The organism is Pseudomonas sp. Z3-8 (genome assembly GCF_051131975.1).
Lineage (GTDB): Bacteria > Pseudomonadota > Gammaproteobacteria > Pseudomonadales > Pseudomonadaceae > Aquipseudomonas.
In genome coordinates this window covers 1804806-1829083 of sequence record NZ_CP071643.1, presented here as the reverse complement: position 1 = coordinate 1829083, position 24278 = coordinate 1804806, and the positions used below count along the sequence as shown (strand labels likewise).

Annotated in this window: 24 protein-coding genes; all 24 read right to left on the bottom strand. The window is 61.5% G+C overall.

Annotated features, from left to right (window positions below):
* Window positions 1-8: 8 nt before the first annotated feature.
* Entirely contained in the window at window positions 9-2258 is a 2250-nt protein-coding gene (locus J3P94_RS08550) for a chemotaxis protein CheA (RefSeq protein ID WP_434572653.1), read from the bottom strand.
* 30 nt (window positions 2259-2288) lie between these two features.
* On the bottom strand, window positions 2289-3074 hold the full coding sequence (locus J3P94_RS08545; RefSeq protein ID WP_305499630.1) for a protein phosphatase CheZ: 786 nt from the start codon (window positions 3072-3074) through the stop codon (window positions 2289-2291).
* Window positions 3075-3093: 19 nt separating this feature from the next.
* On the bottom strand, window positions 3094-3465 hold the full coding sequence (locus J3P94_RS08540; protein ID WP_003183998.1) for a chemotaxis response regulator CheY: 372 nt from the start codon (window positions 3463-3465) through the stop codon (window positions 3094-3096).
* Window positions 3466-3632: 167 nt separating this feature from the next.
* Window positions 3633-4376 carry an RNA polymerase sigma factor FliA gene (gene fliA / locus J3P94_RS08535; RefSeq protein WP_014337177.1) on the bottom strand — a complete coding sequence of 248 codons (744 nt, stop codon included), beginning with the start codon at window positions 4374-4376 and terminating at the stop codon, window positions 3633-3635.
* Window positions 4373-5203 carry a flagellar synthesis regulator FleN gene (gene fleN / locus J3P94_RS08530; RefSeq protein ID WP_003184001.1) on the bottom strand — a complete coding sequence of 277 codons (831 nt, stop codon included), beginning with the start codon at window positions 5201-5203 and terminating at the stop codon, window positions 4373-4375. Before fleN ends, fliA begins: the two co-directional genes overlap by 4 nt.
* Before the next feature lie 116 nt (window positions 5204-5319).
* Window positions 5320-6669 carry a flagellar biosynthesis protein FlhF gene (flhF, locus tag J3P94_RS08525; protein ID WP_434572648.1) on the bottom strand — a complete coding sequence of 450 codons (1350 nt, stop codon included), beginning with the start codon at window positions 6667-6669 and terminating at the stop codon, window positions 5320-5322.
* Window positions 6670-6680: 11 nt separating this feature from the next.
* On the bottom strand, window positions 6681-8810 hold the full coding sequence (gene flhA / locus J3P94_RS08520; protein WP_434572646.1) for a flagellar biosynthesis protein FlhA: 2130 nt from the start codon (window positions 8808-8810) through the stop codon (window positions 6681-6683).
* A gap of 415 nt (window positions 8811-9225) precedes the next feature.
* Complete coding sequence (gene flhB / locus J3P94_RS08515) at window positions 9226-10362, bottom strand: flagellar biosynthesis protein FlhB (protein WP_434572644.1); 1137 nt, start codon at window positions 10360-10362, stop codon at window positions 9226-9228.
* Window positions 10363-10365: 3 nt separating this feature from the next.
* Complete coding sequence (gene fliR, locus J3P94_RS08510) at window positions 10366-11142, bottom strand: flagellar biosynthetic protein FliR (protein WP_370871115.1); 777 nt, start codon at window positions 11140-11142, stop codon at window positions 10366-10368.
* A 10-nt stretch (window positions 11143-11152) separates the two neighbouring features.
* Complete coding sequence (fliQ, locus tag J3P94_RS08505) at window positions 11153-11422, bottom strand: flagellar biosynthesis protein FliQ (RefSeq protein ID WP_003184009.1); 270 nt, start codon at window positions 11420-11422, stop codon at window positions 11153-11155.
* A gap of 23 nt (window positions 11423-11445) precedes the next feature.
* Window positions 11446-12195, bottom strand: a complete 750-nt coding sequence (gene fliP, locus J3P94_RS08500) for a flagellar type III secretion system pore protein FliP (protein WP_434572641.1) — start codon at window positions 12193-12195, stop codon at window positions 11446-11448.
* Entirely contained in the window at window positions 12195-12632 is a 438-nt protein-coding gene (fliO, locus tag J3P94_RS08495) for a flagellar biosynthetic protein FliO (RefSeq protein ID WP_305499621.1), read from the bottom strand. The genes fliP and fliO overlap by 1 nt, the downstream gene beginning before the upstream one ends.
* Window positions 12633-13091: a flagellar motor switch protein FliN gene (gene fliN, locus J3P94_RS08490; protein ID WP_305499620.1), complete on the bottom strand. Its 459-nt coding sequence runs from the start codon at window positions 13089-13091 to the stop codon at window positions 12633-12635.
* Between the two features lie 71 nt (window positions 13092-13162).
* Window positions 13163-14131 (bottom strand): flagellar motor switch protein FliM, encoded by a 969-nt coding sequence (fliM, locus tag J3P94_RS08485; protein WP_053120288.1) that lies wholly within the window; start codon window positions 14129-14131, stop codon window positions 13163-13165.
* Window positions 14132-14140: 9 nt separating this feature from the next.
* Window positions 14141-14644 carry a flagellar basal body-associated protein FliL gene (gene fliL, locus J3P94_RS08480; RefSeq protein ID WP_434572638.1) on the bottom strand — a complete coding sequence of 168 codons (504 nt, stop codon included), beginning with the start codon at window positions 14642-14644 and terminating at the stop codon, window positions 14141-14143.
* Window positions 14645-14877: 233 nt separating this feature from the next.
* The gene (locus J3P94_RS08475; protein ID WP_434572636.1) at window positions 14878-16248 is read right to left on the bottom strand and encodes a flagellar hook-length control protein FliK; all 1371 of its coding nucleotides are present in this window, start codon (window positions 16246-16248) and stop codon (window positions 14878-14880) included.
* Between the two features lie 87 nt (window positions 16249-16335).
* Entirely contained in the window at window positions 16336-16680 is a 345-nt protein-coding gene (locus tag J3P94_RS08470; protein WP_434572634.1) for an Hpt domain-containing protein, read from the bottom strand.
* Between the two features lie 31 nt (window positions 16681-16711).
* Window positions 16712-18418: an ATP-binding SpoIIE family protein phosphatase gene (locus J3P94_RS08465; protein ID WP_434572632.1), complete on the bottom strand. Its 1707-nt coding sequence runs from the start codon at window positions 18416-18418 to the stop codon at window positions 16712-16714.
* Between the two features lie 5 nt (window positions 18419-18423).
* Entirely contained in the window at window positions 18424-18729 is a 306-nt protein-coding gene (locus tag J3P94_RS08460; RefSeq protein WP_258648063.1) for an STAS domain-containing protein, read from the bottom strand.
* A 102-nt stretch (window positions 18730-18831) separates the two neighbouring features.
* Window positions 18832-19281, bottom strand: a complete 450-nt coding sequence (gene fliJ, locus J3P94_RS08455; protein WP_198797723.1) for a flagellar export protein FliJ — start codon at window positions 19279-19281, stop codon at window positions 18832-18834.
* A 6-nt stretch (window positions 19282-19287) separates the two neighbouring features.
* Window positions 19288-20646, bottom strand: a complete 1359-nt coding sequence (fliI, locus tag J3P94_RS08450) for a flagellar protein export ATPase FliI (protein WP_434572630.1) — start codon at window positions 20644-20646, stop codon at window positions 19288-19290.
* A complete protein-coding gene (gene fliH, locus J3P94_RS08445; protein WP_434572628.1) occupies window positions 20636-21466 on the bottom strand; it encodes a flagellar assembly protein FliH in 831 nt (276 codons plus the stop codon). The genes fliI and fliH overlap by 11 nt, the downstream gene beginning before the upstream one ends.
* Before the next feature lie 7 nt (window positions 21467-21473).
* Entirely contained in the window at window positions 21474-22493 is a 1020-nt protein-coding gene (fliG, locus tag J3P94_RS08440; protein ID WP_007958288.1) for a flagellar motor switch protein FliG, read from the bottom strand.
* On the bottom strand, window positions 22486-24270 hold the full coding sequence (gene fliF / locus J3P94_RS08435) for a flagellar basal-body MS-ring/collar protein FliF (RefSeq protein WP_434572626.1): 1785 nt from the start codon (window positions 24268-24270) through the stop codon (window positions 22486-22488). Before fliF ends, fliG begins: the two co-directional genes overlap by 8 nt.
* Between the last annotated feature and the right edge of the window lie 8 nt (window positions 24271-24278).

Here is a 24278-nt window from a genome sequence, read left to right as displayed (position 1 = left end):
CTCCAGAATCAAATACGCCGGGCGGCGTAGCGCTTGAGCATGCTAGGCACATCGAGAATCAACGCGATGCGGCCGTCGCCGGTGATGGTGGCGCCGGACATGCCCGGGGTGCCCTGGAGCATCTTGCCCAACGGCTTGATGACCACTTCTTCCTGGCCCACCAGTTGGTCGACGACGAAGCCGATCCGCTGGGTGCCCACCGAAAGGATCACCACGTGGCCCTCGCCCTGCTCGACATGGGCGGCGGAGCTGACCAGCCAGCGCTTGAGGTAGAACAGCGGCAGCGCCTTGTCCCGTACGATGACCACTTCCTGGCCGTCGACCACGTTGGTGCGCGACAGGTCGAGGTGGAAGATCTCGTTGACGTTCACCAGCGGGAAGGCGAAGGCCTGGTTGCCCAGCATCACCATCAGGGTCGGCATGATCGCCAGGGTCAACGGGACCTTGATGACGATTTTCGAGCCCTGGCCCTTGGTCGAGTAGATGTTGATCGAGCCGTTGAGCTGGGAAATCTTGGTTTTCACCACGTCCATGCCCACGCCACGACCCGACACGTCGGAGATCTCGGTCTTGGTCGAGAAGCCCGGAGCGAAAATCAGGTTGTAGCACTCGGTGTCGCTCAGGCGATCGGCCGCGTCCTTGTCCATTACGCCGCGTTTCACCGCGATCGCGCGGAGTACGTGCGGGTCCATGCCCTTGCCGTCGTCGGAGATCGACAGCAGGATGTGGTCGCCCTCCTGCTCGGCGGCCAGGATCACCTTGCCGCTGCGGACCTTGCCCGAGGCCTCGCGCTCTTCCGGCGACTCGATGCCGTGGTCGACCGCGTTGCGCACCAAGTGGACCAGCGGGTCGGCCAGGGCCTCGACAAGGTTCTTGTCGAGGTCGGTCTCTTCACCCACCAGTTCCAGGTTGATCTCTTTCTTGAGCTGGCGAGCCAGGTCACGAACCAGGCGCGGGAAGCGCCCGAAGACTTTCTTGATCGGCTGCATCCGGGTCTTCATGACCGCGGTCTGCAGGTCAGCCGTGACCACGTCGAGGTTCGACACGGCCTTGGACATCGCTTCGTCCTGGCTGTTGAGGCCCAGGCGCACCAGGCGGTTACGCACCAGCACCAGTTCGCCGACCATGTTCATGATTTCGTCCAGGCGCGCGGTGTCGACCCGAACGGTGGTCTCGGCTTCGCTCGCCGGTTTCTCCGCAGGCGGCGCAGACGGCGCACGGGCTGGTGCCGGCGCTGCGGCGGCGACAGGCTTGGGTGTCTCGGCCTTCGACTCCGGTGCCTTGGCAGCGGGCTTGGGCACGGCCTTGGCGGCCGGCGCAGCAGTGGCGGCGGCAGGCGCGGCGGTGGCCGTCCCGACTTCGCTGAACTTGCCCTTGCCGTGCAATTCGTCGAGCAGTGATTCGAACTCGTGGTCGCTGATCAGGTCGCCACCGGCGGCGGCCGCGGTTGGCTTGGCCGGGGCTGGCGCAGCAGCGATGGCCGAATCCAGCGCATCGACGGCAAAGGTGCCCTTGCCGTGCAACTGGTCGAGCAACGCTTCGAATTCGTCGTCGGTGATGTCGGAGTTATCCCCCGCAGCCTTTGGCGCGGCCGGTGCCGCCGGGGCGGCAACGGCATCAGGAGCGAACTGGCCTTTGCCGTGGAGCTGGTCGAGCAACGACTCGAACTCGGCGTCGGTGATTTCATCACTGCCAGGGGCAGCAGCAGCGGCTGGCGCAGCGGGTGCGGCCGGAGCCTCGGCCTGGGCCTTGACGGCACTCAGCGAGTCCAGCAGCGACTCAAATTCGTGGTCGGTAATGTCACCCGATTCCTCGGCAACCGGCTCTTCAGCAACAGGCTCGGCGACCGGCGCGGCTTCGTCAGCCGACTGCGGCTCGGCCAGGCGCGCCAATGCAGCAAGCAGCTCAGGCGTGGCGGGGGTGATCGGCGAACGCTCGCGCACTTCGCTGAACATGCTGTTGACCGCATCCAGCGCTTCGAGCACGACGTCCATCAATTCCGAGTCAACGCGACGCTCACCCTTGCGCAGGATGTCGAACACGTTTTCGGCAATGTGGCAGCACTCCACCAGCTCATTGAGCTGGAGGAAGCCGGCGCCTCCTTTTACAGTGTGGAAACCGCGAAAAATTGCATTGAGCAGATCCGCATCATCTGGTCGGCTTTCCAGCTCGACCAGCTGTTCGGACAGTTGCTCTAGAATCTCGCCGGCCTCAACCAGGAAATCCTGAAGGATCTCTTCATCGGCGCCGAAGCTCATTAATGGCTGCTCCTAAAATAGGGCTAAAACTCAAAATCCAAGGCTGGACAACAAATCGTCCACATCGTCCTGACCGGACACAACGTCTTCTCTTTTATCGGCATGAATCTGCGGACCTTCACCCTGAGAGAGATGTTTTTGTGGATCTTTTTCAGCAAGTATCGCCGCACGGTCGTGTTCGATGCCCGCAAAGCGATCAACCTGGCTGGCCATGAGCACCAGTTTGAGCAAATTGCTTTCCACTTCGGTAACCAACTGGGTCACGCGCTTGATCACCTGGCCTGTCAGGTCCTGGTAGTCCTGGGCCAGCAGGATGTCATTGAGATTGCTCGCCACGGCGCGGTTTTCGCTGCTGCTGCGCGTCAGGAAACCGTCGACCCGACGGGCCAACTCGCGAAACTCCTCGGCACCGACTTCGCGACGCATGAAGCGCCCCCAATCGGTACTCAACGCCTGGGCTTCCTCGCTCAGGCCGTTGACCAGCGGAGTAGCGCTTTCCACCAGGTCCATGGTGCGGTTGGCCGCGGCTTCGGTCAGCTTGACCACATACCCCAGGCGCTCGGTGGCGTCGGTGATCTGCGAGACTTCCTCGGCCTGTGGCATGTTCGGATCGATCTGGAAATTGACGATCGCGCTGTGCAGTTCACGGGTGAGCTTGCCGACTTCCTGGTACAGACCGCGGTCACGGGTCTGGTTGAGCTCATGAATCATTTGAACCGCGTCACCGAAGCGGCCCTTTTCAAGGCTGTCGACCAGTTCGCGGGCATGTTTTTTCAGGGTCGATTCGAAATCGCCCATTGAAGATTCGTTGTCCATAGCTCCCCCCGTGGCGCCGTTAACCGATGCGTTCGAAGATTTTTTCGATCTTCTCTTTCAACGCCTGGGCCGTGAAGGGTTTGACCACATAGCCGTTTACACCGGCCTGGGCTGCTTCGATGATCTGCTCGCGCTTGGCTTCGGCGGTGACCATCAGCACCGGCAGGTGCTTGAGTTTTTCATCGGCGCGTACGTGGCGCAGCAAGTCGATACCGGTCATGCCGGGCATGTTCCAGTCAGTCACCAGAAAGTCGATGCTCCCGCTGTTGAGGACTGGAATGGCAGTGGTGCCATCGTCAGCCTCGACCGTGTTGGTGAACCCGAGGTCACGCAACAGGTTTTTTATGATCCGCCGCATCGTTGAGAAGTCATCAACGATGAGGATTTTCATGTTCTTGTCCAATTCGACCTCCAAGCAGTCTTAAACGCGCCCAGCACCTGGACGCGCCATTTCAATCAATCCGGCACAACACTCGACAACGGTATGGAGTCCCACGGATGGAGACTGGCCCGGCACATGCCATGCCAGCCCCGCTCGCAGCGTCCCCACACTGCCTGTCAGCGCGCTCGCCACTCCCCCAAACGCCCCCGCAAGCGGGCCGCGCACTGGCTGTGTAACTGGCTGACCCGCGATTCGCTGACCCCCAGGACCTCACCGATTTCCTTGAGGTTCAGCTCTTCGTCGTAGTACAGCGCCAAGACCAGTCGCTCACGCTCCGGCAAATTGGCAATCGCATCCGCCAGCGCGCTCTGGAAACGTTCGTCTTCCAGGTCACGCGACGGCTCCATGTGAGCACTCGCATTGTCCTCGTGCAGCCCTTCGTGCTCGCCGTCCTGCAAAAGGTCGTCGAAACTGAACAGGCGGCTGCCCAAGGTATCGTTCAAAATCCCGTAATAATCATCGAGACTCAACTGGAGTTCGGCCGCAACTTCGTGATCTTTAGCGTCACGCCCGGTTTTAGCTTCAATCGCGCGGATCGCGTCACTGACCATACGGGTATTGCGGTGCACCGAACGCGGCGCCCAGTCGCCCTTGCGGACTTCATCGAGCATCGCTCCGCGAATCCGGATACCGGCATACGTTTCGAAACTGGCGCCCTTGCTCGCGTCGTATTTGTTCGACACTTCGAGCAGGCCGATCATGCCCGCCTGGATCAAGTCTTCGACCTGGACGCTGGCCGGCAAGCGTGCCAGCAAGTGATAGGCGATGCGCTTGACCAACGGCGCATAACGCTCGATCAGTTCGTACTGGGCGTCCCGTGCCGATTTTTTGTAGAGATGGTTGTAACCGCTGGCTGTCATAACACGGGCCCTGCCGTTTGTTGCACGAGACGCTCGACGAAAAATTCCAGATGCCCGCGAGGGTTGGCCGGCAGCGGCCAGGTATCGACCTTCTGGGCGATAGCCTTGAACGCCAGCGCGCATTTGGAACGTGGAAAAGCTTCATAAACGGCACGTTGCTTCTGGACAGCCTTGCGTACGCTTTCGTCGTAAGGCACTGCGCCGACATATTGTAGGGCGACGTCCAGGAAGCGATCCGTGACCTTCGTCAACTTGGCGAACAGGTTGCGTCCTTCCTGCGGGCTCTGGGCCATGTTGGCCAGGACGCGGAAGCGGTTCATGCCATAGTCGCGGTTAAGCAGTTTGATCAGGGCGTAGGCATCGGTGATGGAGGTCGGTTCGTCGCAAACCACCAGCAGGACTTCCTGGGCGGCGCGGACAAAACTGACCACCGAGTCACCGATACCGGCGGCCGTGTCGATCACCAGCACATCGAGGTTGTCGCCGATGTCGCTGAAAGCCTGGATCAGGCCGGCGTGCTGCGCCGGCGTCAGGTGAACCATGCTTTGGGTACCGGAGGCGGCCGGCACGATGCGAATCCCGCCAGGCCCCTGGAGGAGCACGTCGCGCAGTTCGCAGCGGCCTTCGATCACGTCCGCCAGCGTGCGCTTGGGGGTGAGCCCCAGCAGCACGTCGACGTTCGCCAGGCCCAGGTCGGCGTCCAGCAGCATGACCCGTCGGCCAAGCTCTGCCAGAGCCAGGGACAAGTTCACTGACACGTTAGTCTTCCCGACGCCACCTTTGCCGCCGGTCACCGCGATCACCTGTACGGGATGCATGCTGCCCATGTTCGTTCTTTACCTTGTCTTACTTAGACGGAGGCCACATTACTGGCTGCGCGTTCGCATACGGAACAATGCATGGCAGACCATCGATGTAGGTACAAAAAATATTCATGATTACCTCAGCCGACCTGCTTGGTCGGGCTGTGGTAGATGTCAGCGAACATGTCAGCCATGGCTTCGTCGCTGGGTTCTTCCTGCATTTGCACACTCACGGCACGACTGACCAGTTGATGACGGCGCGGCAGATGCAAATCATCCGGGATCCGCGGCCCGTCGGTCAGGTAGGCCACCGGTAGTTCATGACCGATCGCCAGGCTCAACACCTCGCCCAGGCTTGCCGTTTCGTCCAGCTTGGTCAGGATGCAGCCGGCCAGCCCGCAGCGTTTGTAGCTGTGGTATGCGGCGGTTAGAACCTGTTTCTGGCTGGTGGTTGCCAACACGAGATAATTTTTTGACTTGATGCCACGCCCGGCCAGGCTTTCCAACTGCATGCGCAGGGCCGGATCGCTGGCTTGCAGGCCGGCGGTGTCGATCAGCACGACGCGCTTGCGCAGCAGTGGTTCCAGCGCCTGGGCCAGCGATTGGCCCGGATCCACATGGGTCACCGACACATTGAGGATCCGGCCCAGGGTCTTGAGTTGCTCCTGGGCGCCGATGCGGAAACTGTCCATGCTCACCAGGGCGATGCTCTGGGCGCCGTACTTGAGTACATAACGGGCGGCGAGCTTGGCCAGGGTGGTGGTCTTGCCCATGCCGGCCGGGCCGACCATGGCAATCACCCCGCCCTCTTCCAGCGGCTCGACTTCCGGCGTGGCGATCATCCGCGCCAGGTGCGCCAACAGCATGCGCCAGGCCTGGCGAGGCTCTTCGATATCGTTGATCAGTGCCAGCAGGTCGCGGGACAACGGGCCGGACAAGCCGATGCGTTGCAGGCGACGCCACAGGTTGGCCTGGGCCGGACGGCTGCCTTGCAGCTGGTTCCAGGCCAACGAGCCAAGCTGGACTTCCATCAGCTCACGCAGGCTGTTGAGTTCAAAGCGCATCGAGTCCAGGGCACGTGGGTCGACACCCGCGGCTGGCGCGGCTGGCGCCGGTACCGGACGACGCGGCTCGGCCTGGGCTGGCTCGATCAGCGGTTCGGCAGCGGTCAGCGGCAGGCCGGCCGTCAGTGGCTGGCCGGCGAACAATTGACGATTGGTCCCCGCGCTGCCTTCGCCTTCGCTGCTGCGCAGGCTCAGTTCGGCCTGGGCGCTGGCGATGCGCGACTGGGTCTTGCGCAGCTCATCCTCAAGCTCCATGTTCGGAACCCGTGGGGCCAGCGCCGACAATTTGTAATCCAGGGCAGCCGTCAGCTCGACACCGCCGGCGATCCGGCGATTACCGATGATGGCTGCTTCAGCGCCCAGCTCGTCACGTACCAGCTTCATGGCCTGACGCATATCGGCGGCAAAAAAACGCTTCACTTGCATAAACCACTACCTCAGCCGTTGGGCCCTACTGTCGCAACGATGGTCACTTGCTTGTTGTCCGGTATTTCCTGGTAAGCCAGCACATGCAGCCCCGGGACCGCGAGGCGACCGAATCGCGAGAGCATCGCGCGAATCGGACCGGCCACCAGCAGGATCACCGGTTGGCCTTGCATCTCTTGCCGCTGGGCTGCTTCGATCAACGAACGCTGCAGCTTCTCGGCCATGCTTGGCTCCAGCAGAACACCCTCTTCCGAGCCTTGTCCTGCCTTCTGCAGACTATTGAGCAATATCTGTTCCAACCTTGGCTCCAGAGTGATCACAGGCAGCTCAGACTCAGTGCCTACAATGCTTTGGACGATTGCGCGGGATACGCCGACTCGCACCGCAGCGACCAACGCGGCGGTATCTTGACTCTTCGAAGCGTTGTTGGCGATGGCTTCGGCGATACTGCGAATGTCGCGCACCGGGACCTGTTCGGCCAACAGCGCCTGCAACACCTTGAGCAACTGCGACAGCGACACCACGCCCGGCACCAGCTCCTCGGCCAGTTTTGGCGAGCCTTTGGCCAGTACTTGCAGCAATTGCTGGACTTCCTCATGGCCGATCAGCTCGCTGGAGTGCTTGTACAAAATCTGGTTCAAGTGGGTCGCCACCACGGTGCTGGCGTCTACCACGGTATAACCGAGCGATTGCGCCTGGGCCCGCTGGCTGATTTCGATCCACACCGCTTCCAGGCCGAAAGCCGGATCCTTGGCGGTAATACCGTTAAGCGAACCGTAGACCTGTCCTGGGTTGATCGCCAGCTCGCGGTCAGGATAGATCTCGGCTTCGGCCAGGATCACGCCCATGAGCGTCAGGCGATAGGCGCTCGGGGCCAGATCGAGATTGTCGCGGATATGCACGGTGGGCATCAGGAAGCCCAGGTCCTGGGACAGCTTCTTGCGCACGCCCTTGATCCGGGCCAGCAGTTGACCACCCTGGTTGCGGTCGACCAGTGGGATGAGGCGGTAGCCGACTTCCAGGCCGATCATGTCGATCGGCGTCACATCGTCCCAACCCAACTCCTTGGTTTCCATGGCCCGCGCCGGCGATGGCAGCAGTTCCTGCTGACGCTTGACCTCTTCCAGCGCCTGGACCTTTTGCCCGTTCTGCTTTTTCCAGAACAGGTAGGCGCCACCAGCAGCCAGGGCAGCCATGCTCAGGAACGACACGTGGGGCATGCCCGGCACGATACCCATCACCGCCATCAGGCCGGCCGCCACGGCCAGGGCCTTGGGCGAAGCGAACATCTGGCGATTGATCTGCTTGCCCATGTCTTCGGAGCCCGAAGCACGGGTCACCATGATCGCGGCAGCTGTGGATAACAACAGTGATGGCAATTGCGCCACCAAACCGTCACCGATGGTCAGCAAGGCGTAAACCCTGCCAGCATCACCGAACGTCATACCGTGCTGGAAGATACCGACGGCCATCCCGCCGATGAGGTTGATGAACAGAATCAGCAGGCCGGCGATGGCGTCGCCACGCACGAACTTGCTCGCACCGTCCATGGAACCGTAGAACTCGGCCTCCTGAGCCACGTCAAGACGACGAGCCTTGGCCTGGTTCTGATCGATCAGGCCGGCGTTGAGGTCGGCGTCGATCGCCATCTGCTTGCCGGGCATCGCATCGAGGGTGAAACGCGCGCTCACCTCGGAAATCCGCCCGGCACCCTTGGTCACCACGACGAAGTTGATGATCATCAGGATGGCGAAAACCACGATACCGACCACGTAGTTACCGCCGATCACCACTTCACCGAAGGCCTGGATCACCTTACCGGCGGCAGCGTGGCCGTCCTGGCCGTGGAGCATGACCACGCGAGTGGACGCCACGTTCAGCGCCAGGCGCATCAGCGTGGCGACCAGCAGGATGGTTGGAAACACCGCGAAATCCAGCGGCCGCAGAGCGTATACGCAAACCAGCAGTACCACGATGGACAGCGCAATGTTGAACGTGAAGAACACGTCGAGCAGGAACGGCGGTATCGGCAGCATCATCATGGCGAGCATGACCAGCAGCAACAGCGGCACACCCAGATTCCCCCGGCTGAGGTCGGCTACGTTGCTGCGTGCGGTGCTGAATAACTGAGAGCGATCCACCAATATTCCCCGTTCCTGTGAAGCAAACTTTTGACGCCCGGAGGGGGCGCAGACGGGGTATTGCAAGAAGCTTTCCAACTTTGCAAAAGCTTGAAATAGAAAGGCCAAGCGACTTCAACCCTGTGGGAGCGAGCCCGCTCGCGAAAGCGGTTTGTCAGTCGGCGCCTGTATCGACTGGATCGGCGCATTCGCGAGCAGGCTCGCTCCCACAGGGTAATACGGTTCACTTGAGAAGAAAGGGTACCCGTGGCGAGGGAGCTTGCTCCCGCTCGGCTGCGAAGCAGTCGCAGCCCGGCGGGTGCGGCGTGTCTGATGCCCCGCATCTGGCGGGTTTTGGGGCCGCTTCGCGGCCCAGCGGGAGCAAGCTCCCTCGCCACGGGTTTGTCGATGCCCTAAGGGAATAGCATCGGCTGAATTAGGAATCGCGCCGCAAATCCGGCGGGATCGGCAGGTCCTTGAGCGGTTCGGGACGCTTGCCCTTGCCGGCGCGGTGCTGGCGGATCTGGTAGACGTAGGCCAGCACCTGGGCCACAGCCAGGTACAGACCTCCGGGAATTTCCTGATCGAGTTCGGTGGAGTAGTAGATCGAGCGCGCCAGCGCCGGCGATTCGAGCAGCATCACTTCGTTGGCAACGGCGATTTCGCGGATCTTCAACGCCAGGAAATCACTACCCTTGGCCAGCAGCACCGGCGCATTGCCTTTTTCAGGATCGTATTTGAGCGCCACCGCATAGTGGGTCGGGTTGGTGATGACCACGTCGGCATCGGGAATCGCCGCCATCATGCGCCGCTGGGAGACCTCGCGCTGCAATTGGCGAATCCGCTGCTTGACCTCCGGCTTGCCCTCCGCGTCCTTGTGCTCGTCGCGCACTTCCTGCTTGGTCATCATCAGCTTCTGCTTGCTCTGATAGAGCTGGATCGGCACATCGATGGCAGCGATCAGGATCAGGCCGCAAGACATCCACAACGTGCTCCATCCCACCAGCTGCACGCTATGAATGATGGCCTGTTCCAGCGGTTGATGGGCGATGCGCAGCAGATCGTCGATGTCGCCCTCCAGCACCACCAACGCGACGGACAGGACCAGCAGGAACTTGCCGAAAGCCTTGAGCAGCTCCACCAGCGCCGTGGTGGAAAACATGCGCTTGATGCCGGCGGCCGGGTTCATCCGGCTGAACTTGGGTGCCAGGCTGCCGGCGGCGAAGAGCCATCCACCCAGGGAAATCGGGCCGATGAATGCCGCCAACAATAAAAAAATCAGCACGGGCTGAATCGCCAGAAGCGCGATCTTGCCCGAATGCAGCAGGTACTGCGTCATGGCGCCAGGGGTCAGCAATACTTCCCGAGGCAAGGAAAAATTCAGGCGCATGATTTCCAGCAGTTCCAGCGCCAGCCCGCCGCCATAGATCAGTAAGCCGCCAGCGCCGGCGAGCATGATCGCCAGGGTGTTGAGCTCCTTGGAGCGGGCGATTTCACCCTTCTCGCGGGACTCCCTGGTGCGTTTCTCCGTGGGGTCTTCTGTCTTGTCCTGACCGCTTTCGCTCTCAGCCATGGTTCAGCGCGCCTGTGCCATGTCGCGTAGCAGCTGCAAGGCCTGGGTGGCCAACGGCTGATACTGGTTGAGAATATCCCCCAGGCTGACCCAGAAGATCACCATGCCCAGCACCAGCGTGAGGGGGAAGCCGATGGAAAAAATGTTCAGTTGCGGCGCCGCGCGGGTCATCACGCCAAAAGCGATGTTGACCACCAGCAGCGCGGTAATGGCTGGCAATACCAGCAGCATCGCCGCCCCCAGGACCCAGCCGAGCTTGCCGGCGATGTCCCAGAAATGATTGACCAGCATCGCACTGCCCACCGGCATTGTGGTGAAGCTCTCGGTGAGCACTTCAAACACTACCAGATGCCCGTTCATGGCGAGGAACAGCAATGTCACCAGCATCGTCAGGAACTGCCCGATAACCGCGGTGTTGACGCCGTTGGTGGGGTCGATCATGGAGGCGAACGCCATGCCCATCTGGATCGAAATAATTTGCCCGGCCACCACAAACGCCTGGAAGAACAGCTGCAGTGAAAACCCCAGCAGGACACCAATGAGGATCTGCTCGGCCACCAGCATCAGCGCACTGAGGTCAAGGGCATTGACCGGCGGCATCGGCGGCAGTCCGGGCGCGATGACCACGGTGATTGCCACGGCCAGGTACAGGCGCACACGGCCTGGCACCAGGGTCGTGCCGAAGACCGGCATGCTCATCAGCACGGCGGTGACGCGAAACAGCGGCAGGATAAATGACGCCACCCAGCTGCTGATCTGGGTGTCCGTCAGTTCGAGCATCGACATCGGGTCAGCCGATCAACTGGGGAATACTGCCGTACAGCTGCAGGATGTATTCCATGAAGGTTTGCACCAGCCACGGACCGGCGACGATCAGCGTCACCAGCATCACCAGCAGGCGCGGCAGGAAGCTCAGGGTCTGTTCGTTGATCTGCGTGGCGGCCTGGAACATCGCCACCAGCAAGCCCACCAGCAGGCTCGGAATCACCAGGATGGCAACCATCATGGTGGTCAGCCAGAGTGCTTCGCGGAACAGGTCTACCGCTACTTCAGGCGTCATATCGTGCTACCCGCGCAAGTGGTCTAAACACCGCCGAAACTGCCCGCCAGCGTACCGATGATCAAGGCCCAGCCATCCACCAGCACGAACAGCATGATCTTGAACGGCAATGAAATGATCAGCGGCGACAGCATCATCATACCCATCGCCATGAGGATACTGGCGACCACCAGGTCGATGATCAGGAACGGGATGAAGATCATGAAACCGATCTGGAACGCCGTTTTCAGCTCGGACGTCACGAACGCTGGCACCAGGATGGTCAATGGGGCCTGGTCGGGGCTGGCGATGTCGGTGCGCTTGGACAGGCGCATGAACAGCTCCAGGTCGCTGCTGCGAGTCTGGGCGAGCATGAAATCCTTTATCGGCACCTGGGCCCTGGCCACCGCGTCCTGGGCGCTGAGGGTTTCGGCCAGGTAGGGTTGCAGCGCATCACGGTTCACCCGGTCGAAGACTGGCGCCATGATGAACATGGTCAGGAACAACGCCATGCCCGTGAGGATCTGGTTCGACGGCGTCTGCTGCAAACCCAGGGCCTGGCGCAGGATCGAAAAGACAATGATGATCCGGGTGAAACTGGTCATCAGCATGACGAACGCCGGGATGAAACTCAGCGCGGTCATGATCAGCAGGATCTGCAGGCTGACCGAATACTCCTGAGCCCCTTCGGCGTTGGTGCCCAACGTGATCGCCGGAATCGACAACGGGTCGGCGGCAAACGCCAACGGTGCAGCCAGCAACAGGGCCAGCGCCAACAGAATGCGCAACGGCATTACTTTTTATCCTTCTGATCTTTACCCAGCAGTTCCATGAGCCGCTGGGCAAATTCGGGGGTGGCCTGCTCGGTGGCGGGCACCTGGACCGGCTCCTTGAGAACGTGCAAAGCGGTGATCGTGCCAGGGCTCAGGCCGAGCAGGATCTGCTCGTTGCCAACTTGCACCAGCACCAGCCGATCCCGCGGGCCGAGCGCGCGGGAACTGATGATGTCGATGACCTGGCCTTTGCCGGCAGGCCCCGCCTGTTGCACGCGCCGCAGCATCCACGCGAGGAAAAAAATCAACCCGAGCACCACGAGCAGGCCCAGCACCAACTGCGCCAATTGCCCGGCCATGCTGCCGCCACTTGCCGGCGCAACCGCCGCCGTGGCCGCGGGCTCGGCCGCCAGCACGCTGAACGGCAGCATCAAGGCTGCGGCGAGAAAGCCTTTCATTCAGCGCAGCTTCTTGATGCGTTCGCTCGGGCTGATCACGTCCGTCAGGCGAATGCCGAACTTCTCGTTGACCACCACCACTTCGCCATGGGCGATCAGGGTACCGTTGACCAGTACGTCCAGCGGTTCACCGGCCAGGCGATCCAGCTCGATCACCGAGCCCTGGTTGAGCTGCAACAGGTTGCGGATGTTGATGTCGGTGCTGCCCACTTCCATGGAAATCGACACCGGGATGTCGAGAATCACGTCCAGGTTCGGCCCGTCGAGGGTGACTTGCTCATTGCTTTTCGGCACGCTGCCAAACTCTTCCATCTGCATTCGATTGGAAGCGTGGTTGCCGGTATCGGCGGCCAGCAGCGCATCGATATCGGCCTGCCCGGCGTCGCCGGTTTCTTCCAGGGCCGCAGCCCATTCGTCGGCCAGCGCCTGGTCATCCTGGGTATTCATATCGTCAGCCATCATGTTTCCTCGGCGGGCAAGAATCGGTAAAAAACTAGAAATCCGTTACAAACTTAAGCGATTGACAGCACTCAGCGGCGTTCGATCGGCTCGATCACTTGCAACGCGAGGTTGCCTTTGTGAGAGCCCATCTTGACCTTGAAGGCCGGCACGCCATTGGCGCGCATGATCATGTCTTCCGGCATCTCGACGGGGATGATGTCCCCCGGCTGCATATGCAGGATGTCCCGCAGGCGCAGCTGGCGCCGGGCAACCGTCGCGCCGATCGGCACGTCGACATCCAGCACGTCCTGGCGCAACGCATTGATCCAGCGCTCGTCCTGGTCGTCGAGGTCCGACTGGAAACCGGCGTCGAGCATTTCGCGCACCGGCTCGATCATCGAGTACGGCATGGTCACGTGCAGGTCGCCGCCGCCACCGTCGAGTTCGATGTGGAAAGTCGACACGACAATGGCTTCGCTCGGACCGACGATGTTGGCCATGGCCGGGTTCACTTCCGAGTTGATGTACTCGAAGTTGACTTCCATGATCGCTTGCCAGGCTTCCTTCAAATCGATGAAAGCCTGCTCCAGCACCATGCGCACGACGCGCAGCTCGGTCGGCGTGAATTCGCGGCCTTCGATCTTGGCGTGACGGCCGTCACCGCCGAAGAAGTTATCCACCAGCTTGAACACCAGCTTGGCGTCGAGGATGAACAGCGCAGTGCCGCGCAACGGCTTGATCTTCACCAGGTTGAGGCTGGTGGGTACGTACAGCGAGTGCACGTATTCGCCGAATTTCATCACCTGCACGCCACCGACGGCCACGTCGGCCGAACGGCGCAGCATGTTGAACATGCTGATGCGGGTGTAACGGGCAAAACGCTCGTTGATCATTTCCAGGGTCGGCATGCGTCCGCGAACGATGCGATCCTGGCTGGTCAGGTCGTAGCTTTTGACGCTGCCCGGTTCAGCAGCGTTTTCGGTCTGCACCAGGCCGTCGTCGACACCATGCAACAGCGCGTCGATTTCGTCCTGGGACAACAAGTCCTGCACGGCCATGTCGTGTTCCTACTGCAATACGAAGTTAGTGAAGAGCAACTGTTCGATCACCACTTTGCCAAGCTCTTTCTGAGCCACTTCCTGAACGCTGGCCGTGGCTTTCTGACGCAGCATTTCCTGGCCGACCGGAGTGGCCAGGGTGTCGAAACTCTGTCCGGAGAACAGCATCACCAGGTTATTGCGAATCAGCGGCATGTGCACCCGCAGCGCTTCCAGGTCAGCCTGGTTGCGGCCCAGCAGGGTGATGCTCACCTGCATGTAGCGCTGGCGACCGTTCTGGGTGTAGTTGGCCACAAATGCGGGAGCCATCGGCTCGAAAATCGCCGGTTGCTTGCCCACCGGCGCGGTTTCCACCACTTCTGCCGGCTTGCTCTGAGCGCTGTGCATGAAATACCAGGTCGCCCCCACGGAAACACCCATCGCCAGGAGCAAACCCACCACGATCATGATGATCAGCTTGAGTTTGCCTTTGGTTGCGGGGTCTTTTACAGCTGCTGCTTCACTCTTCGCCATGCCAATAATCCGTCGCTAATCGGGGGTTTCACTGTTGCACGGCTTGGCTGGAGCAAGTGTTATGCCAGAAGTGTGTCAGGGCTAAGGATGATGGTCGCTTGCGCTCTTCAGTACCGCATAAACCAATGTGGGAGCGAGCCTGCTCGCGATGGCGCCGGGTCAGCCCCGCAAGGGTGGGTGACAGTGCGCTTTCGCGAGCAGGCTCGCTCCCACAGGGGAAATACCGCGTTGGATCAGGCGTAGTAGTCGACCGCGCTGGTGCCGATGACGCTGGTGGTGTTGGCCGCCACTTCGGCAACGCTGGCCGGCAACTCTTCGTCCACCGAATCCACTCGGCCGCCAGAGGAAGAGCTCGTGCGACCAGCCTGGGCCTGCTGCTGGGCTTGCTGTTCCTGACCCTGGGAGCCACGCGACTGATCCGACACGCTGACGTCGACCTGGCCCATACCCTGCTGGGCAAAGCTGTCGCGCAGGCGATGCATCTGGCCTTCGAGGGCTTCACGGACGCCGGAATGGGCGCTCATGAACGTGACCTGGGTCTGCTGGTCGGGGACCATGTTCACGCGAATATCCAAGCGCCCGAGCTCGGCCGGCTGCAGTTGGATATCAGCCGCCTTGAGATTGACGCTCGACAGGTACATCACCCGGTTGACCACTTCTTCGGTCCAGCCGCTCTGGTTCATGGCGATGGGCTGGTTGACCGGGACCGCGTTGGCGGTTTTTGGCGTAGCCGCCTGGGTCAATGCCGCCAGGCGGTTGGCGAAATCATCTACCCGCGTGTCGCTGGAGGCTGCGGTCAGATCCTTGAGGCCTTCGTTGAGCAAGCCGCTGAACGCCTTCTCACCGCCCTGGCTGCCGGCACTGGTACTGTCCTGATCGGCCTGTACATTGAGCATGCTCGCCATGCCGGCCGTGAAGGTCTGGGCCGACGTCGATTCGCCATCGACGGACGCCGGCGCCGTTGCCTTGGGCTGCGCCTGGCTGGAAGCGGACACATGGCCGCTCTGCTCCATCGCCAGTCGCAACGCCGGCAAGGCGTCGAGCGGATCGGCCTGTGGGTCGAATTCCGGATCGGTCACCGGTGCCGGCGTAGCCGGCGTGGCCGAAGCCACCACGGGCGCCGCGACTGCCGCGACGACTGGCGCCTCGGTTGCATCAACCACAGGCGCGGGCATCGCCTCGGCAACGACTTCAGGCACGATTACCCCGGGAAGCAAGGCCGGGTCGAGTGTCGGATCGACTGGGGCGGCGTCGGCTACAGGCGTCTCGGCCGTATCGCTATCGTCCTGCATGGGCTTGTCGTCGGCCGTGGCCGGCTTGTCGGCGGGCAAGGCTTTGCCGCTATCGGCAACCGCCGGCTCAGGAGCGGCAGCCGTGTCGCTGCCTGCATCCTTTTTGACGGTGTTGTCGGAGACCTTGTCGCGCACCGGCTTAATCGCCGGTTCAAGGGCCGTCGAGGGTTTGACGGGGGCCTGCTTGGCGAAGACCTGGGCGAAACTGGAGGCTTTATTCCCGGCGTCCGGGCCAGCTGCCAACGGATTGACGGTGGCCTGCGGCTTGGCCTGGGTAACGGCCTGAAGGAGTGTATTAGGCGTAACGGGCATGAAATGGTCTCCGCTGCACTGGGATCTTTGATGCAGTCGAGACAGGACAATGCAAGGGATGGGCCAACGCGCCGAACAACAACCTTTTTAACAGTGAAAGCCTTCGCGCTCTTCCTTGCAAAGCTTTCGAACGTAGGTAAATTCGCTGTTGATCTCGCTGACCAGTTTCTCGATTCCACCCAGCGAGGGCTGCTTGGCGCGTTGCTCCAGCTCGCCGCACAGTTCAGCCAGGCGGATGGCGCCCATATTGCTGCTACTGCCCTTGAAACTGTGGGCGGTGGCGCTCAATTGCTCCGCGTCCCTGGCCTCAAGCAACACACGCAGGCGTGCCTCGGAATCGTTGAGGAACGTATCCAGCAATTCCGGATACCCTTCCTCCATGACTTCCTTCAACGTGCTGAGCACGTCCCGATCCAGATGAATCTCGCTCACTTGTTCGCTCCTTGATCAAGAATGACCCCGATTATGCCAGAGCCTCCCAGAAAAACTCCACGCGCGCACTACGACCATCGTCGGACCAACTGGCCTCGTGGCATAGCTGGCGCACCAGGCTCACACCGCGCCCGGACAACCGGTCACGATCCACAGGCCGGGCCAGCACACGGCTGACATCGAACCCCTGGCCGCTGTCCTCGACCTCAATGACCAGGCGCCCACCCTCCCCTTGGGGAGTCACGTGGAGATGCATGCGGATATGGCCGCTGTCCAGCTCATCCAGACGGATGCCGCGCTCCGTATAATAGCGGGCAAACCCCGCCGCATCACGCTTGAGACTCGAATCGAGCCCCAGTACGCCGTGTTCCAGCGCATTGGAATAAAGCTCTGTCAGGACACTGTACAAGGCGCCACTCTGACCCCTGAGCCCATGGACCTCAAGCAATAACTGCAACAGGTAAGGCATCGGGTTGAAGCGCTTGAGCGTCTGCGCACGGAACTCGAAGCTCACCGACCAATCCAGCGGACTCGACTGGCCGCTATCGGAATAGACCGGTGGTGGCGGGCTGAGTTGCGTCGGCGCGACCAGCCGCACCTCGACCATGCTGAAGTCGTCGCGGGCCTCGCCGCGAAAATCACCGAGGGCCTGCTGGATATCTTCGAACAGTCGATCGGGCTCGCGGCTGGCCGCAAACACCTGCTGCAACCTTTCCACGCCAAACGGCTGATCATCGCGGTCGCTGGCTTCGATGACGCCGTCAGACAACAGGAATACGCGGTCACCCACCGACATCGGATGCACTTCAGTGCGATCATCAAACAGTTGCGGCGTGAGCACGCCCAACGGCAAGTGCCGCGCCGGCAACGGCGTACGCACGCCACTGAGGCTGTCATGCAGGTAACCATCGGGCATCCCGCCGTTCCAGACTTCGACGGTGCAGCGCTGGAAGCTCAGGCACAGCAGCGTTGCGCAACAGAACATGTCCACTGGCAGGATGCGCTTGAGCTTGGCATTCATTTCTCGCAGGATCTGCGCCAGGCCGTAGCCTTTCGCGGTCATCCCGTAGAACACTTCAGCCAGTGGCATCGCCCCGACCGCCGCCGGCAAGCCGTGGCCGGTAAAATCCCCAAGAAGGATGTGCATGTCACCAGCCGGGTTGAAGGCGGCCAGCAGCAGATCGCCGTTGAACAAGGCATAGGGCGATTGCAGGTAACGGATATTCGGCGCGCTCAGGCAACCGGAGTGGGCGATCTTGTCGAACACCGCCTTGGCAACCCGCTGCTCGTTAAGCAGGTAGTCGTGGTGCCGGGCGATCTGGTCACGCTGCTCGACCACCGTGGCCTGCAACCGACGCAAGCGGTCCATGGCCTTGATCTTGGCGGCCAGGATCACCTGGTTATAGGGCTTGGCGAGGAAATCATCGCCACCAGCCTCCAGGCAACGGGCCAACCCTTCGCTTTCGGTCAACGAGGTGAGGAAAATGATCGGAACCAGTTGGTCCCCGGCCAGTTGCTTGATCTGCTGCGCGGCCTCGAAGCCATCCATGACGGGCATCATCGCGTCCATCAGCACCAGGTGCGGACGCTGCTCCCGGTAGACTTCGACCGCCTCGGCGCCATCCGCTGCGGTGAGCACCTGATGGCCTTGACGGCGGACGATGGTCGACAACAGCAGTCGGTCGGCGGCACTGTCTTCGGCAATCAGGATCGTCAGCGGCTCCGGCGACGATTGCATGGTAATCAACTGATATCGAACAACTTGTCGAAATTGGAAATCGCGAGGATTTTCTTGACGTCGCTGCTGCTGTTGACCACTCGGATATCCGACTCGTCGCCACCGGCATGATCGCGCAACAGCAGGAGCATGCCCAAGGCAGAGCTGTCGAGGTAGGTGGCTTCTTTCAAATCCACCACGATGGACTCAGGCTTCGTATTGAGCTTTTCGTAAGACTCACGAAACTCCTGATGCCGGCCAAAATCGAATCGACCTTTGATCGAGATCGTCAGCTTTTGTCCATCTGGGGACACTTCAGTTACGACAGACATATTCACTTCCTTGTCGTGGACATATGTGTACAAGGTGTAGCATCAGGTAGAGGTCTGAGCAAGGAATCAAACCCTCCAACCGACAGAATTCCGCTTTCATGATCAATACGGATCATGGCGCGGCAGACGCTGAGACAGTTCATCAAGCAACTTCTGCTCGCGCTTGTCTTCCAGCTGACGAGCCTCATCGATATAGCGCTGTACAAGTTTGCGTAGCCCTTCGACCCGGGCGAAGGCTTCCTGCCAGCTCTGGCGAGCCTTTTCCAGGTTGTTCTGGTGCCAGACGAGGCTTTGGCGCTGCTGATCGATCGCGGTGCCCAGCTGTGCGAGGAACCCCTGGTAGCCCAACAGCCATTGCCCGGAAACGCCATGGCTGCCGCGGGCGATCCACTGCTCCTGATATTCGAGGCGAAAATTCTCCAGGTCGGCCAGCTTGCTTTCGGCAACGGCCACTTGCCCCTGGAAATAAGCCAGCCGCTGAACGGCGGTCTTTTCGGCTTTTTCCGCCATGTCCACCACCGGCGCCAGGCGCGCCGCACGACTCGTGGCCATAGGCGGTTATCCGCCCGCGACGGGGGCGAAGATGGTTTGCAGGTGCGCTTCGCTGGCGGCCATACCGATGTTGTCGTTCAAGCCTTGGCGCAGGTAGACCGCCATGGCCGGATAAAGATTGATGGCCATGTCGGTTTCACGATCACCGCCAGGCACGTAGGCGCCCACGCTGATCAGGTCGCGACTCTGCTGGTAACGTGACCAGTATTGCTTGAATTGCTGGGCGCGCTTCATGTGCTCGGCGCTGATGACCGACGGCATGACCCGGCTGATCGATGCTTCGATATCGATGGCGGGGTAATGCCCTTCTTCGGCCAGGCGCCGGGACAGCACGATGTGGCCGTCGAGTACGCCTCGGGCCGAGTCGGCGATCGGGTCTTGCTGATCGTCACCCTCGGACAGCACGGTATAAAAAGCGGTGATGGAACCGCCGCCCTTCTCCGCGTTACCGGCCCGTTCCACCAGTTTCGGCAACTTGGCAAACACCGAAGGCGGATAACCCTTGGTGGCCGGCGGCTCGCCGATGGCCAGGGCGATTTCCCGCTGGGCCTGGGCGAAACGGGTCAGCGAATCCATCAGCAACAGGACGTTCTTGCCCTTGTCGCGAAAATACTCGGCGATGCGCGTGCAATACATCGCGGCCCGCAGGCGCATCAACGGCGCATCGTCCGCCGGCGACGCCACCACCACGGAACGCTTGAGCCCTTCTTCGCCGAGAATGTGCTCGATGAATTCCTTCACCTCGCGGCCCCGCTCGCCGATCAGCCCCACCACGATGATGTCGGCTTCGGTAAAGCGGGTCATCATGCCCAGCAACACACTCTTGCCCACACCGGTACCGGCGAACAGGCCCAGGCGCTGACCGCGACCGACCGTCAACAACCCGTTGATACAACGGATGCCCACGTCCAGCGGCACGCTGATCGGGTCACGCTTGAGCGGGTTGATTGTCGGGCCGTCCATCGGCACCCAATCCTCGGCCTTCATGCCGCCCTTGCCGTCCAGGGCCCGCCCGGCCCCGTCCAGCACTCGGCCGAGCATGCTCATGCCCATGGGCAGCCGACCGGTATCGGCCAGCGGAACCACGCGGGCACCAGGGGCTATTCCGGCGACACTGCCCACCGGCATCAGAAATACTTTGCTGCCGGAGAAGCCCATCACTTCGGCTTCGACCTGCACCGGGTGATAACTGTCATCGTTGATCACCATGCAACGGCTGCCCATGGCGGCGCGCAGGCCTTCCGCTTCGAGGGTCAGGCCGACCATACGCAACAGGCGCCCTTCCAGGATTGGCTGGCCGGCCAGTTCAGTGGCCTCGGCGTAGCTGCCCAGGCGCTTGCCGAAGCTGGTTCGGTCAAGGCGCATTACGGCCGTCCACTTCCAGAGCAGTCAGTTCGGCCGCGTCCGGATCGACGATGACGGCGGTCTCGGGTTCGTCCGGCAACTCCAGGCTCAAATCGGCCGGAGCCGGATGCAGGGCCTGCTCGTGCAATTGGTCGAACAGCTTGGCCATGACCTGGCTGATGCGTGTTTCGATTGTCGCATCTATGCGGCTGTGCTCGGTTTCCACCCGGCAACCGCCGGGCAGCAAGGTCTCGTCCTCGACGATGCGCCAGCTTTCCTCGTGACGCTCGCGCAAGGCCTTGACCAGCTCGAAGTCCTGCGGATTGATGTATAGCCGCACATTTCCGACGCCCAAGGGCAGAAGCTTGAGGGCCTCGCGCATGACATGCTCGATCTGGCTCGAATCGATGGCCAGCTCGCGCTGGATCACTTGTCGAGTGATGTGCTGCACCAGCCCGACCAGGGACTTCTCGATCTGGGTGTCCTGCTCGGCGATGGGCTCGAACAGGTTCAGCATCAGCGATTCCAGCGCCCGCAGCTTGGCCGTCAGCGCCACGTCGGCTTCCTGGCGGACCTTGATCGTGGTGCTGTGGAAGCCTTCCTTTTCGCCGATGGCGAAGCCTTCGTTGTAGGCCTCCTGGCGAATGCTCTCGACTTCTTCGAGGGTCAGCGGCTGGACTTCCTCCAGCGGCACCTCTTCCATTTCCGGCAACTCTTCCACCGGTTCTGGCTCAGGCTCGGGCACATGGGGATCGAAGCTGGGCAGCGACCAGACGTCGAAACCACCGACGTCGCGGGCGCGGATCAGGTCGCTGGGTGAATCATCGCTCTTGGCAGACATAACGTCCTTAGATCATCTCTTCGCCGCCCTTGCCACCGAGCACGATTTCTCCGGCTTCGGCCATACGGCGGGCGATGGTGAGGATTTCCTTCTGTGCGGTTTCCACATCGCTGACGCGCACCGGGCCCTTGGCCTCGAGGTCGTCGCGCAACAGTTCGGCCGCCCGTTTGGACATGTTCTTGAAGATCTTCTCCTTGACGCCTTCGTCCGAGCCCTTGAGGGCCAGCACCAGCACATCGGAGGACACTTCGCGCAACAGTGCCTGAATACCGCGGTCGTCGACATCGGCCAGGTTGTTGAACACGAACATGAGGTCTTCGATCTGACCGGACAGGTCTTCGTCGACTTCGCGGATCGAGTCCATCAGTTGACCTTCGATCGAACTGTCGAGGAAGTTCATGATGTCCGCCGCGCGCTTGATACCGCCCAGGGTGGTGCGCGAAGCATTGGAGTTGCCCGAGAACTGCTTCTCGAGAATCTGGTTCAATTCTTTCAGGGCCGCCGGCTGCACGGTGTTCAACGACGAAACCCGCAGGATGATGTCGAGGCGCACTTTGTGGTCGAAGTTGCCGAGCACCTCACCGGCCTGGTCCGGATCGAGGTATGCAACGACGATCGCCTGGATCTGCGGGTGCTCGTAACGGATCACGTCGGCGACCGCGCGCGGCTCCATCCATTTCAGGCTGTCCAGGCCGCTGGTGTTGCCACCCAGCAGGATCCGGTCGATCAGGCCGTTGGCCTTGTCCTCGCCCAGGGCCTGGGTGAGCATCTTGCGCACGTAGTCGTCGGAACCGACGCCCAGGCTGGTCTGATCGCCGACGATGTCGACGAACTCGCTCATCACCTGCTCGACCTGCTCGCGGTGCACATTGCCCATCTGCGCCATGGCCACGCCGACGCGCTGGACCTCTTTCGGTCCCATGTGGCGCAGCACCTGGGCGGCGTCCGTCGAACCCAGGGACAGCAGCAGGATCGCGGCTTTGTCGACCCGGGACAATTTGGCAACAGCGGCTCGATTATCACTCATCTGCGTTAATCCACTCTTTCACGACCTGGGCCACACGACCCGGATCCTCTGCCACCAGACTCTTGATGGCGTTCAACTGAGCGTCATAGCCTTCGCTCGGGCTTGGCAGCAGAATGCTCTGCGGCCCGCCGAGGCTGACGCGATCGTTGGCCAATTCGCCATCCAGGCCGCCCATGCCTCCCAGCTCTACATCGCCCAAGCCTGCCAGCTGCTTGTTCTTGCCGCCACCGGTGATGTTGTTGAGCACCGGACGCAGCACACCAAATACCAGTATCAGGATGAACAACACACCCAATACCTGCTTGACCACATCCCAGAACCAGGGTTGCGAATAAAACGGGATGTCGGCGATTTCTTCACCGCGCTCCAGGGAGAACGGTACGTTGATCACGCTGACGCTGTCGCCACGGCTGGCGTCGAAACCGACGGCGTCCTGCACCAGCCGAGTGAAGCGCGCCAATTCGTCGGCGCTCCATGGCGCGCGGCTGGTTTCGCCGTTGGCCGGGTTGACCTTGACCTGATCGTCCACAACCACTGCGACCGACAGGCGATTCAAACGGCCCTGCTGCTGCTTGGTGTGGCTGATGGAACGGTCGAGCTCGAAGTTCTTGGTCGATTGCTGACGCTTGTCGGCCGGGTACGGCGCGAGCATCGGCTGGCCGGTGGCCGGGTCCATGATCTGCTGGCCATTGGCGTCGATCAGCGGCTGGCCTGGCTGCACCATGCCTGCGGCGGCGGTAGCGCCACCGGTGGTTTGCGGCGCGCTGGCCGGCGCTGGTGGCTGGTTGCTCAGGGCACCCGGTACACCTTGCGGGCCATTGCTGGCGGTACGTTGTTCGTTCACCGACTGCTCGCTGCGCAACGCCGGTTGATCCGGGTTGAACTGCTCGGAAGTCGATTCGACGGCGCTGAAGTCCACGTCCGCCGAGACTTCGGCCTTGTAGCGCCCGTTGCCGAGGATCGGTTGCAGGATGTTGTGCACCCGCTGGGTAAACATGCCTTCCATGCGGCGGCTGTAATCGTATTGCTTGCCGGCCATGGTCAGCTCGGAGTTTTCCGCCTGGTCGGACAACAGGTTGCCCTTCTGGTCGACCACGGTGATCTGCGACTTGCTCAACTCAGGAACGCTGGTCGCCACCAGGTTGATAATGGCAACGACCTGGCCTGGCTCAAGCGAGCGGCCGGAATACAGTTCGACCAGTACCGAGGCACTCGGCTTGCGCTCATCGCGCACGAAGACCGAGCTTTTCGGAATCGCCAGGTGCACGCGGGCACCCTTGACGTTGTTGAGGCTGGAAATGGTCCGCGCCAATTCGCCCTCCAGGCCGCGACGATAACGAGTCGCTTCCATGAACTGGCTGGTGCCCAGGCCCTGGTCCTTGTCGAGGATCTCGAATCCGATGTTGCCATCGGTCGGTGTCACGCCAGCGGCGGCGAGCTTGAGGCGTGCGCGCGCGACGTCGTCGGCCTTGACCAGCAAGGCGCCGGAATTGGGTTCGACGGTATAAGGGATGTCGGCGGAAGCCAGGGTTTCCATGACTTGTTTGGCATCCATGCCCTCCAGGCTGCCGTACAGCGGACGGTAGTCCGGCTGCTGGGACCAGAGAACCACGGCAAAACCAATCGCCACACTGGCAGCCAGGCCGACCAACAGGCCAACCTGACGCAGCATGGTCATCTCGGAGAGGTTTTCCAGGAAAGACAGACCGAACAACGGCGGTTTGCCGTCTACCGGAGTGGTCTTGGCTGGAACGTTATCAACGGCTGCTTCTGCCATGACTCAAT